Origin of the sequence: Streptomyces bobili (genome assembly GCF_002154575.1) — a bacterium.
GTDB classification, from domain to species: domain Bacteria; phylum Actinomycetota; class Actinomycetes; order Streptomycetales; family Streptomycetaceae; genus Streptomyces; species Streptomyces bobili.
The window spans coordinates 1-9524 of record NZ_MUBA01000084.1 but is presented as its reverse complement, the minus strand read 5'-3'; the positions used below and the strand labels follow the sequence as shown (position 1 = coordinate 9524).

Here is a 9524-nt window from a genome sequence, read left to right as displayed (position 1 = left end):
ACCCCGACTCCCACGGCCCCCTCCCCGTCGGTCACGGCCACGGCCGGGGCCCTGCCGGCCGGCTTCCGGGTGTTCCAGGCGCCGGAGGGCTTCTCCGTCGCCCTCCCCGAGCACTGGACCCGGCTGGACACCACCCGCGCGGGCGACCTCGCCTACCGGGTCACGTTCGGCGCCGAGGGCGATCCGCGCACCCTCGCGGTCACCTACAGCGAGCGCGTCGGCCCGGACCCGGTGGCGGTCTGGCGCGACGACGTGGAGCCGGGCCTGCGCCAGGCCGACGGGTTCGCACGCATCGGGGAGATCGAGGCGACGACGTACCAGGGGTACGAGGCGGCCGACATGGAGTGGGCCGTCGACGTCGACGGCACCCGGGTGCGCACCTTCGGCCGTGGCTTCCTCCTCGGCGGCAACCGCGGCTTCTCGCTGCGCTGGACGACCCCCGCCGCCGACTGGGACGCCACCGCCAACAGCCGGGCCCTGTCCGCCGTCCTCAAGACCTTCCGGCCGGGGCCGTCCTGAGCCGTCTCCTTCGGAAGCCGGCGAACGCGGTCTCCGCCACGACGACGCCTACCGGAGAGGGGCCCGGCCGCGCGGCGCGCGCTGCCTGCGCAGAGGGCCTCCGTGCAACGGTTGTGTGGACCAGCGAGCGGTGAAGGTCCCGGCCGGGAGGGAGCAGGTCACCCGGAGCCGGTGCGGGGTCTCCAGGAAGGCCAGGTCCACGGCGAGGGTGTCGCCGTCGCTCCAGCCGCCGCTCGCGGCGACGGGCACGGGTTCCTCGGTCACGGTCCAGCCACCGGACCCCAGCCGCGCCGCGAGGCGGTCGTCGCCCTCGGTGAGGGTCAGTGTCCAGCCGTCGCCGTCCGCCGTGACGGTCACGCCGGTGAGGCCCGGCTGGTCGGCACAGACATCGCCGTACGGGGTGAAGACGGCCCCCGACCACGCGTGCGGGCGGTCCGGCGGCGCGGGCTTTCCGGGGGTGGGCGGCAGGGCGAGGCGGGTGAGGCGGTCGGCCAGGGCCGCGTCGGCGTCCTGGCGGCCGGACAGCGGGGCCGGGTGGAACGCCGGCAGGAGATGCTCCCAGACGAGATTCAGCAGACCCTGCATGTCGGGGGTCGCCGCGGTGGTCGCGATGACGGCGTCGTGCTCGGGCAGGACGAGGCAGAACTGGCCGTAGGCCCCGTCGCCCCGGTAGCCGTGCCGGGACCGCCAGAACTGGAGGCCGTACCCGCGGTCCCAGTCCTGCCGGTCGGTGTCGCCCATGGCGCCCGCGGTCGGGATGTGCTCGCGGGTCGCCTCCGCGATCCACTCCCGCGGCAGCAGCCGCCGCCCGTCCCCCTCGCCTTCGCGCAGGTACAGCTGGCCGAGCCGGGCGACGGCGTCGGTGGTGCCGTGCAGGCCGCTGAAGCCCAGCTCGCGGCCCGTCCGGTCGGTCAGCCAGGCGAGGTCGCCGAAGCCGAGCGGGTCCAGCAGCCGGGGCTTCAGGTAGGCGGTGAGGGTCTGGCCGGTGACGCGCTGGAGGATCGCGGCGAGGGTGTAGGTGGCGGGCTGGTTGTAGGCGAACACCGTGCCCGGGTCGCGGTCGGGCGGCAGCAGCAGGAAGCCGCGGACGAGGTCGTCGCGGTCGAGCGCGCGGGCCCGGTCCACGGTCTCGGCCTCGTGTCCGCTCGCCATCGACGCCACGTGCCGCACCAGCATCGCGCGGCTGCGCGGGTCGGTGATGTCGGCGTCGAACTCCGGGAAGTACGAGATCACCGGGTCGTCGAGCCCGATCAGCCCCTCGGCCACGGCGAACCCCGCGGCCGTCGAGGTGAAGCTCTTGCTGAGGGAGTACAGCAGGTGGAGGCGGTCGGGCGTGTACGGCGCCCACCAGCCGGCGGCGACGACCCGGCCGTGCCGCAGGACCATGAGGCTGTGCGGCTCGATGGCCTCGGCCGCGTCGACGGCGTCGAGGAAGGCGAGGACGCCCGAGGCGTCGACGCCCTGGGCGGACGGGGTGCCGTCAGGCAGCGGACGGGCGCTCATGCCCGCATCCTTCCCCGAACGCCCGCCGTGGAGCGAGGGCACAAAAAGGGGTAGCGGTGGACACCGAGGGATTTTCCGGTCCCGCCCGTGGCCCGTTTCCGCCCCGGCCCCTCTGGGGACCCGGGCACACATGGTGCGAATCGGATACACGATGATGACCGAACAGGCCGGCCCGCGTGAACTCGTCGGCCATCTGGTGCGGGCCGAGGAGGCCGGTTTCGACTTCTCGGTGACCTCGGACCACTACTTTCCGTGGCTGCGGTCACAGGGCCACTCCCCGTACGCGTGGAGCGTGCTGGGCGCCGCCGCCCAGGCCACCACGCGCATTCCGCTGATGACGTACGTGACCTGCCCGACGGTCCGCTACCACCCGGCGATCGTGGCGCAGAAGGCGGCCACCATGCAGCTGCTGTCCGAGGGGCGCTTCCGGCTGGGGCTGGGCTCCGGGGAGAACCTCAACGAGCATGTGGTGGGCGGTGGCTGGCCCTCCGTGGACGTACGGCACGAGATGCTCGAGGAGGCCGTGGAGATCATCCGCGCCCTGTTCGAGGGTGGCCATGTGACGCATCACGGCACGCACTTCGACGTCGACTCCGCCCGGCTGTGGGACCTGCCCGAAGCGCCGCCCGAGATCGGCATCGCCGTCTCCGGGGAGCAGTCGTGCGCGCTCGCGGGGCACCTCGCCGACCTGGTGATCGCCACCGAGCCGAAGTCCGGGCTGCTGGAGGCCTTCGACCGGCACGGTGGTGCGGGCAAGCCGCGCGTGGGCCAGCTGCCGGTCTCCTACGACCCCGACCGGGACACGGCGGTGAAGCGGGCGCACGCGCAGTTCCGCTGGTTCGGCAGCGGCTGGAAGGTGAACTCCGAGCTGCCGCACCCGGACTCCTTCGAATCGGCCACCCAGTTCGTCACCCCGGACGACGTGGCCGCGTCGATCCCGTGCGGCGACGACCCGGACGCCTTCGTCGAGGCGGTCCGGCCCTACGCGGAGGCCGGGTTCACGGAGATCGCCCTGGTGCAGATCGGCGGCGACGCGCAGCCGGCGTATCTGGACTGGTCGGAGAAGACGCTGCTGCCCGCCCTGCGCGAGGCCTTCGCGTGACCCGTCGGCGCGGCCACCGGCGTGACGGGCACGGGTGGAGGCCGGGACTGTCCTAGGCTGCCGGTCGGTACGTCCCGTTCCGGGGCGTGCGGTTTTCCGCAGTCTGCACAGGAGAGTCATCCGTGACCGTAGCGATCGACCCGTCCGAGACGTCCGCCGCGGCGGTGTCCCCCGCGCCGCTGTCCGACCTCGTGGCGCGCGACGCCCGCGAGTTCGGCGTGTACGCGCGGACCGGTGGGTGGGCCTTCGGGCTGATGGTGGCGCGCAGCGTCCGGCCGGGCGGGCAGAGCGCACAGGAGACGCCGAAGGTGTCGGCGAAGGAGTTCGCCGAACTGGCCGGCTGTTCCGCGGAGCGCGTCATGCGCTACTACAAGGCCTGGGACCGGGCCGCCGACGAAGGTCTCGTCCCGCACTTCGAGGAGCTGGCGCCGGGGCAGCGGGTCGAGCTGCCGGACGCGGACGTGTGGCTGACCTACTACGTGTCGCGTTCCAGTGCCTCCTCCGAGCGCGGCACCGCGATCGCGGAGGCCGCCGAGGCCGAGGGCATCCGGCCGACCAAGGCGCTGGAGGTGGCCGAGAACCCGACGGCGCTGCGGGCGGCGATCCTCGCCGACCCGTCGACCGCGCGGGCGGCACGGGCCGCCCTCCTGGACCGCATCAAGGAGGACCCGGAACTTCAGACCGAGCTGGCGCGGGACGTGGTGCGCACCGACGACCTGAAGAAGGCCGTCGCCAGCGAGAGCCGCTCCGCGGACCGGATCGGCTACGTCCGTCAGATCGCCGAGTCCGGGCAGATCAAGACGCCCGCCGGGCAGACCGTCGACGCGCCCGCCGACCTCCGCCAGGAGGCCGAGCGGCATCTGTCGCTGCTCGACGAGCTGGACGAGGGCGAGGACTCCGGCGAGTGGGCGACGGAGGCCTACGACACGCTCAAGACGCTCGTCGTGGAGGCCGTGGAGGCCGACCCCGAGCTGCGGGTGCAGGAGCGGCGCACGAAGTTCTACAGCGGTCTGCAGAAAGCGACGAAGGTGTTCGAGGAGCTGACCTTCGACGACGCGCAGGACTTCTACGAGGACGACATGGTGCAGCAGCTGGAGGAGCTACAGCAGGCGATCGGCAGCTGCATCGCGGCCCTGCGCGGGGCCCGCGCCACGGACTGAGCCGTGTGGGCCGGGCGGGCGGCGCGACGCGTGGCCGCCCGCCCGCCGCGTACGGTGTGGCCGCTCAGCGGGACGTGTAGCGGTGCCGGGTCCACAGCGGGACGCCGAACCAGCACAGCAGGTACCAGACGACCACCCCGGTGACGAGGTACGGCACATAGCCGTCGTGGGTGGCCACGCGCAGGATCAGCAGCAGGGCCGAGGTCATCGTGGCGAGGAGCAGCACCAGCCCGACGAACGTCATCCGGGAGGCCCAGGTGACCGCCTGGGGTTTCACCCGCCGTCCGGAGACCAGCCGGTGCAGGGAGACCGGGCCTATCAGGGCGCCCGTCGCGCAGGCGCCGAGCACGACCGTGACGATGTAGATGGCCCGGTCGGTGTCCTCCAGGGTCGCGTAGCGCGGGGTGAAGACGACCGTGAGCAGGAAACCGAAGAGGATCTGGACGCCGGTCTGAGCGACCCGGACCTCCTGGATCAGCTCCCCCCACATCCGGTCCGCCCGCTCCTCCTCGGTCTCGTTGCGCCCTCTTCGGCGCTCGGCCCCCGCCGCCGTGTCGGCCACGTGTCCTCCCCGGTTCGAGTGGGTGTTCCCCCGGGCGAGTACCCGCCGGACGGCGTTTCTCTCCTGCCTCGGCGCGGTCCGGCTACCAGCGGCCCTCGACCTGCGCCTTGATCCGCCGCTCGTACAGGTCCCGGACCGCGGCCAGAGTCTCCTCGGACAGCTCGGGCAGGCGGGCGGCGGCAGCGTTGGCGCGGGCCTGCTCGGGCGAGCGGGCGCCGGGGATCACCGTGGTCACACCGGGCTGCTGGACGATCCAGCGCAGCGCCAGCTGGGCCGGCGTGTAGCCCTCGGGGGCGAGGGCGGAGAACTCGGCGGCGGCCTCGACGCCGGTGGCGTAGTCGACGCCGGAGAAGGTCTCGCCCTGGTCGAAGGACTCGCCGTGCCGGTTGTAGGTGCGGTGGTCGTTCTCCGGGAAGACGGTGTCCTTGGTGTACTTGCCGGACAGCAGGCCGGAGGCGAGCGGCACGCGCGCGATGATGCCGACGCCGGCCTCGCGGGCCGCCGGGAGCACCTCGTACAGCGGCTTCATGCGGAACGGGTTGAGGATGATCTGCACGCTGGCCACGCCCGGCCGGGCGATCGCGGTGAGGGCCTCGGCGCAGGTCTCCACGCTGACGCCGTAGTGGGCGATGCGCTCCTCCGCCACCAGGGTGTCGAGGGCGTCGAAGACCTCGTCCGTGGAGTAGACGGGGGTGGGCGGGCAGTGCAGTTGCACGAGGTCGATGCGGTCGACGCCGAGGTTGCGGCGGGAACGGTCGTTCCAGGCGCGGAAGTTGTCGAGGACGTAGTTCTGGGGGATCTGGTCGACGCGGCGGCCCATCTTGGTGGCGACCAGTACGTGCAGGTCGGGCCGTCCGCCGAGGAAGGCGGCGATGGTCTGCTCGCTACGGCCGTCGCCGTACACGTCGGCGGTGTCGAAGAAGGTGACGCCCGACTCGGCGGCCGTCTCCAGTACCGCCAGCGCCTCCTTGTCGTCGACGTCGCCCCAGTCGGCGCCCAGTTGCCAGGTGCCGAGACCGATGACGGATGCATGCTGACCAGACCTGCCGAATTCGCGCTCGTCCATGGGTGCAGTCTGTCATCCGTTCCGGCCGGGTGCGGAACCGGCCGGTCCGGCCCGCCACCTGCGGTTCGTCCACTCGGGGGCCGGCCGGCCCCGGCGGGCTACCGCCGGGAGGCGGGAGTGGTGGCCCGCACCGCCCGTGTGGTCCTGGCGAGCCTCGGACCGAGCCAGCGCTTGAGCCTGCGCAGGGCCTCCAGCCGCCCGGCGGCCTGGTCGAGCCGGTAGTACAGCTGCGGCGGGACGTACGGCAGCAGGGGCGAGTGGCGCTGCCCGAGCAGGGCGAACATCTGCTCCGGGGGCAGGTCGATGTAGCGGGCGAGGTTCTCGTACCACTGGGCGCTGTGGCGGGCTGCGCTCTGCGGAGTCAGCAGGGCGGCCGTACGGTCGCGCTCGTAGCGGGCGAGGGCCTGCGGCAGGGCTGCGGGGCACTCCCGCAGGGCGTCGGCGAGGGCGAAGGCGTCCTGGAGGGCGAGGGTGGTGCCGGCGCCGATGGAGTAGTGGGTGGTGTGGGCGGCGTCGCCGAGGAGGACGACGTTGTCCCGGTACCAGGTGCGGTTGGTGAGGGTGCGGAAGGTCAGCCAGGGGGCGCCGCCGTCGCCGCGGGGGCGTCCGATGAGGGGGTGGCCGTCGAGGATGTGCGCGAAGATCTTCTCCAGCCGCGCCGTGCCGTCGGTTTCGGCCGCCCGGTCGAGGCCGAGGCCGGCCCAGGTCTCGGGGGCGCATTCGATGACGCAGGTGCTCCGTTCGGAGCTGAACGGATAGCCGTAGCACCAGATCCAGCCGTGGCCGGTCTCCACGAAGGCGAAGGTGAAGGAGTCGAAGACCTTGGTGGTGCCGAGCCAGACGTAGGGGTTGCGGCCGGGCGTCAGTTCGGCGCCGAAGTGCTGTGCGTGACGGGTGCGCAGGGCACTGTGGACGCCGTCGGCGGCGACGACCAGGTCCGCCTCGGGCAGGTCCTCGGGCGTGATCTCCCGCTCGAACTCCAGGCGTACGCCGAGTGCGCGGGCGCGGGCGGTGAGGATCTCCAGGAGTTTGTGCCGGCCGATGCCGTGGCCCTCGTCGCCGGGCTGACGGGTCACCAGGTCCCGTACGTGCGCGACGCCCTGGTTCCAGCGCACGGAGTGCTCCTCGATCGCGCGCGCCGACTCGGGGTCGCGGGCGTGGAGTTCGTCGAGGAGTCCGCGCCAGTACGTGACGCCCCAGCCGTAGGTCGAGCCCTCGGGGTCGCGCTCGTGGACGGTGATGTCGTGGGACGGGTCCTGCCGCTTGAGCAGGATGGAGAGATACAGGCCGGCGGGCCCGCCGCCGACGCAGGAGACCTTCACGCACACCCCCAGGAATGACGAATTGTGGTCGGTCGACGACGCACAGTAGCAGCGGGGAGGGGTGGTCGCCGCGGGCCCTTCTTCGTGATTCCGTCACTTTCTCCACGTGAGCCACACCACCGGCGGAGCGGTCGCGCGCCAAAGATCACCGAAAGGGCCCCTTCCGGGGCAAGGAATTGCCCGTTCCGCCGCGCGGGACGCCCATCGGGCGGCAAGATCATCTTGCTTCAACATTGCACGACTTATTATCGATTGTCCGGATCACGGCCAACCCGTCCCGCAGGATTTCTCCCGTTCTCCGGTCGGCCGATAGGCATGCGGGGTCGTCAACCGAACGCACCCCAGGAGGTCCCGCATGCCGGAACTCAGCCGCCGCCGCGCACTCACCACCGCGGCGGCCCTCGCCGCGACCGCCGCCGCCACCACCGGGGCGGCCTCGGCACACTCCTCGACGGCGACCGCGTCCGGATCAGCCGGCTCCGCCGACGCCTTCGACGAGGTCTACAAGGGGCGTCGGATACAGGGCCGGCCCTCCTCCGGAGGCGGCCATCACGGCGGCGGGCACCAGGGCGGCGGGCATCACGGCGGCGGCTTCGCGGTGTATGTCGACGGCGTGGAGCTGCACGTGATGCGCAACGCCGACGGCAGCTGGATCAGCGTGATCAGTCACTACGACCCGGTGCCGACCCCGCGGGCCGCCGCCCGCGCCGCGGTCGACGAGCTGCAGGGCGCCCGGCTGCTGCCGTTCCCCACCAACTGACCGTCTCGCACGCACACTTGGAGCACCGCACAGATGACCGTCCGCAAGAACCAGGCGTCCCTGACCGCAGACGAGAAGCGCCGCTTCGTCGCCGCCGTCCTCGAACTCAAGCGCAACGGCCGCTACGACGCCTTCGTCACCACGCACAACGCGTTCATCGTCGGCGACACCGACAACGGCGAGCGCACCGGCCACCGTTCACCGTCCTTCCTGCCCTGGCACCGCAGATTCCTGCTGGAGTTCGAGCGGGCGCTCCAGTCCGTGGACGCGTCGGTGGCACTGCCGTACTGGGACTGGTCCGTCGACCGGTCGCCGCGTTCCTCGCTGTGGGCGCCGGACTTCCTCGGTGGCACCGGGCGCGCCCGGGACGGACGGGTGTCGGACGGCCCGTTCGCCGCCGCCGGCGGCAACTGGCCGATCGGGGTGCGCGTGGACGGGCGGACGTTCCTGCGGCGCGCGCTCGGAGCCGGCGTGCGTGAACTGCCGACGCGGGCCGAGGTCGACTCGGTGCTGGCGATGCCGACGTACGACATGGCGCCCTGGAACAGCGGGTCGGACGGTTTCCGCAACCATCTGGAGGGGTGGCGGGGCGTCAACCTGCACAACCGGGTGCATGTCTGGGTCGGCGGCCAGATGGCCACCGGGGTCTCCCCCAACGACCCGGTGTTCTGGCTGCACCACGCCTACATAGACAAGCTGTGGGCCGAGTGGCAGCGGCGGCATCCGGAGGCCGGCTACCTGCCTGCGGCGGGGGCACCGGACGTGGTGGACCTGCACGAGACGATGAAGCCGTGGAACGACACCGCCCCGGCCGACCTGCTCGACCACACCCCCCACTACACCTTCGACACCGCCTGACCGGAGCCCGGTTGGCCGCGCGGGCCCCGGGTACCCGGGCGCCACGTACCCGAGAGCCAGGAGGAGGCCGGCCGTGACGCAGGTCGAGGAATCCGTCGAGGTGGGTGTCCCGGTGCACACCGCCTACAACCAGTGGACGCAGTTCGAGACGTTCCCCGAGTTCATGGGCGGGGTCAGTCGCGTCGAACAGCGCACCGACACACTCACCCACTGGGTCACGGACGTCAACGGGGTGCACCGGGAGTTCGACGCGGAGATCACCGAGCAGATCCCGGACGAGCGGGTCGCCTGGACGACGGTGGGCGGCGAGGCCCGGCAGTCCGGCGTGGTGACCTTCCACCGCCTCGACGACGATCACACGAAGGTCATGCTCCAGATGGTCTTCGAGCCGGAAGGCCTCGCCGAGACCGTCGGCGACCGGCTCGGCTTCGTGAAGCGGCAGACCAAGGGCGATCTCAAGCGCTTCAAGGAGTTCATCGAGGAACGCGGCCTCGAGACCGGCGGCTGGCGCGGCGTCGTCGTCTGACGGCTGCCGCCGCCCCGGCTGACCGTCGCCCGTACGACAGCCGTACGGGCGGCGATCAGCCGGCGGCCTCGGTGCGGCACTCCGGGTGACCCCAGCCCTGATCGTTCTTGGCGATCGGCTCACCCTGCGCGTAGGGGCGCCCGCAC

Annotated in this window: 9 protein-coding genes and 2 pseudogenes; 6 read left to right on the top strand and 5 right to left on the bottom strand. The window is 72.3% G+C overall.

The window, feature by feature from the left end; all coding sequences use genetic code 11:
• Nucleotides 1-519, top strand: a pseudogene (locus tag BZL64_RS08015) (serine/threonine protein kinase); the annotation flags it as partial.
• A gap of 48 nt (nt 520-567) precedes the next feature.
• On the opposite strand, the gene BZL64_RS08010 reads toward BZL64_RS08015, so the two are convergent.
• Nucleotides 568-2022 carry a serine hydrolase domain-containing protein gene (locus BZL64_RS08010; RefSeq protein ID WP_086767513.1) on the bottom strand — a complete coding sequence of 485 codons (1455 nt, stop codon included), beginning with the start codon at nt 2020-2022 and terminating at the stop codon, nt 568-570.
• 130 nt (nt 2023-2152) lie between these two features.
• Between BZL64_RS08010 and BZL64_RS08005 the strand changes: the two genes are divergently transcribed.
• Together BZL64_RS08005 and BZL64_RS08000 are read left to right on the top strand one after the other, a co-directional pair.
• Nucleotides 2153-3124, top strand: coding sequence for an LLM class F420-dependent oxidoreductase (locus BZL64_RS08005; protein ID WP_086767511.1), 972 nt, complete (start codon nt 2153-2155; stop codon nt 3122-3124).
• Nucleotides 3125-3246: 122 nt separating this feature from the next.
• Complete coding sequence (locus BZL64_RS08000; RefSeq protein ID WP_086767509.1) at nt 3247-4284, top strand: hypothetical protein; 1038 nt, start codon at nt 3247-3249, stop codon at nt 4282-4284.
• A 64-nt stretch (nt 4285-4348) separates the two neighbouring features.
• Here BZL64_RS08000 and BZL64_RS07995 read toward each other — a convergent pair whose 3' ends face one another.
• From BZL64_RS07995 to BZL64_RS07985, 3 genes are all read right to left on the bottom strand, one after another.
• Nucleotides 4349-4846, bottom strand: a complete 498-nt coding sequence (locus tag BZL64_RS07995; protein WP_086767507.1) for a DUF6328 family protein — start codon at nt 4844-4846, stop codon at nt 4349-4351.
• An 82-nt stretch (nt 4847-4928) separates the two neighbouring features.
• Complete coding sequence (locus tag BZL64_RS07990; protein ID WP_086767505.1) at nt 4929-5912, bottom strand: aldo/keto reductase; 984 nt, start codon at nt 5910-5912, stop codon at nt 4929-4931.
• 98 nt (nt 5913-6010) lie between these two features.
• The gene (locus BZL64_RS07985) at nt 6011-7240 is read right to left on the bottom strand and encodes an FAD-dependent monooxygenase (protein ID WP_086767503.1); all 1230 of its coding nucleotides are present in this window, start codon (nt 7238-7240) and stop codon (nt 6011-6013) included.
• A 349-nt stretch (nt 7241-7589) separates the two neighbouring features.
• Between BZL64_RS07985 and melC1 the strand changes: the two genes are divergently transcribed.
• The 3 genes from melC1 to BZL64_RS07970 all read left to right on the top strand — a co-directional run bounded on the left by melC1 (nt 7590) and on the right by BZL64_RS07970 (nt 9378).
• Nucleotides 7590-7994: an apotyrosinase chaperone MelC1 gene (gene melC1 / locus BZL64_RS07980; protein WP_086767501.1), complete on the top strand. Its 405-nt coding sequence runs from the start codon at nt 7590-7592 to the stop codon at nt 7992-7994.
• A gap of 33 nt (nt 7995-8027) precedes the next feature.
• Nucleotides 8028-8852 (top strand): tyrosinase MelC2, encoded by an 825-nt coding sequence (melC2, locus tag BZL64_RS07975; RefSeq protein WP_086767499.1) that lies wholly within the window; start codon nt 8028-8030, stop codon nt 8850-8852.
• A 73-nt stretch (nt 8853-8925) separates the two neighbouring features.
• Nucleotides 8926-9378, top strand: coding sequence for an SRPBCC family protein (locus BZL64_RS07970; RefSeq protein WP_086767497.1), 453 nt, complete (start codon nt 8926-8928; stop codon nt 9376-9378).
• A 55-nt stretch (nt 9379-9433) separates the two neighbouring features.
• On the opposite strand, the pseudogene BZL64_RS40985 reads toward BZL64_RS07970, so the two are convergent.
• A pseudogene (locus BZL64_RS40985) lies at nt 9434-9524 on the bottom strand (ribonuclease HI); the annotation flags it as partial.

Coding starts and splice junctions, on each gene's coding strand:
- BZL64_RS07990 (WP_086767505.1), bottom strand. CDS start 5,912: ATGGACGAGCGCGAATTCGGCAGGTCTGGTCAGCATGCATCCGTCATC.
- BZL64_RS08010 (WP_086767513.1), bottom strand. CDS start 2,022: ATGAGCGCCCGTCCGCTGCCTGACGGCACCCCGTCCGCCCAGGGCGTC.
- melC1 (WP_086767501.1), top strand. CDS start 7,590: ATGCCGGAACTCAGCCGCCGCCGCGCACTCACCACCGCGGCGGCCCTC.
- melC2 (WP_086767499.1), top strand. CDS start 8,028: ATGACCGTCCGCAAGAACCAGGCGTCCCTGACCGCAGACGAGAAGCGC.
- BZL64_RS08005 (WP_086767511.1), top strand. CDS start 2,153: ATGGTGCGAATCGGATACACGATGATGACCGAACAGGCCGGCCCGCGT.